This is a genomic window from Treponema endosymbiont of Eucomonympha sp. (assembly GCF_001028545.1).
Genome location: NZ_BBPW01000201.1, coordinates 1 through 1,092 on the forward strand (window position 1 = coordinate 1; position 1,092 = coordinate 1,092).

General features: G+C 62.0%; 1 protein-coding gene. It reads left to right on the plus strand.

Translation table 11 applies throughout. The features are described 5' to 3' along the window. Nucleotides 1-1,092, plus strand: a 1,092-nt coding sequence (locus AWU74_RS11745) for a translocation/assembly module TamB domain-containing protein (protein ID WP_187150885.1), incomplete at both ends; no start/stop codon positions are given.

The window sequence follows — 1,092 nt, forward strand, 5'->3', positions numbered from 1 at the left end:
CGATTCGATCTCGTCGCCGGGGATTACGGGCTTTCCGCCGCGCTGTTTTACGGCGCGAAAAGCGGTTCCGGCGGCATATCCGGCTCGCTCGCCGTGAGCGAGCTTCCCGTTTCGGCGCGGAACCGCCGCTTCGCGCTGACTGCCGACGCGTTGTTTTCGTACTCGGAGGAACGCGGCATTCGGGCAGACTTCAGCCCGCTCGCGCTGACCTTCGACGGCGTCGACGGGGAGGCGCGCGTGGCGTTTTCGGGCAGCCTTGGCGGCGGCGAACTGACGCTGAACGAGGTTGACTACGCGGATTCCGCTTCGCGCCTCGCCGGTTCCGGGACGCTGACGTGGAACAAAAACGGCGTCGTATTCGATTCCGCGGCAGCGTCGTTCACGCTTTCCGACACCGCCGGTTCCGGCGAAGCATACGGCGTGCGGATAACGGCGGCAAATCCCGCGCGAAAGCCGTTTTCGCTCAGTGCGCTCAAAAACGATTTCATGTATGACGGAACGCTCTCTCTAACGAAATCCGCAGCGGCACATTTTCTGCGGAATCAGCGCGCAGAAAACACCGTTACGGCGGATATGGCGTTTTCGGGCAGCGCCGCCGACCCGTCCGTTTCGCTCCGGCTCGCCGCTTCGTCTATAAACGTCGGCGATAGTCCTTTGACGCTGCAAGGGAAGGCGGACTTTCGGAACCGCACGCTGGAAGTCAGTTCCGCCGCGTCTTGGCAGCAGCAGACTCTCCGTGACGTTGCCTTGAAGTTTTCTCCAGATACCTTCGAGGGAAGTGTCTCCGGCACATACTGCCTCCAGAACGGTGCGAAGGCCGCGGTGCGGCAACCGCCGTTCAGAAACGCCAGCCGCAGCAACCGGCTCCCCCGTTCGGCGCGCCCGTCTAATACCAGTGTGGCAACGGAGCAGCCGTTCAAACTGGACCTTACCCGACAGCACGATAACCTTGTTTTTCATACGTCGGACGGCAAGTCGGTGAACGGCGTGATAACCGGCGCGGGAACAGTACAAATCGCGCTGGGCGGGTTATTTCCAATACACGCCGCCGTTTCAGGCTCGGTTTCCGATTCCGCCCTGAACCGCGCCGAA